The 212-nt window shown below is 46.7% G+C and carries 1 pseudogene; it reads left to right on the top strand.

The window, feature by feature from the left end:
- Positions 1-212: pseudogene (locus tag A2F46_RS11985) on the top strand (hypothetical protein); the annotation flags it as partial.

Here is a 212-nt window from a genome sequence, read left to right as displayed (position 1 = left end):
GTCGACCCAATTGCGGTTATCGATATTCAAACCATTATCGAATACCTGAAGACCCGTGGTATTGGCATATTGATCACTGACCACAATGTACGCGAAACTTTACGCATCTGTGACCGAGCCGCCAAAAATGCCAAGAAAAAAATCTTTCATATCGAAGGGGATCCGGATCATCCGGTAAGCCGTGGTAGTCTTTGCCCCAAAGGGGCTTCTCT

Origin of the sequence: Snodgrassella sp. CFCC 13594 (assembly GCF_001590725.1) — a bacterium.
Lineage (GTDB): Bacteria > Pseudomonadota > Gammaproteobacteria > Burkholderiales > Neisseriaceae > Snodgrassella.
Note: the sequence above shows the minus strand (reverse complement) of the source record. Positions and strands in the feature narration are given on the sequence as shown.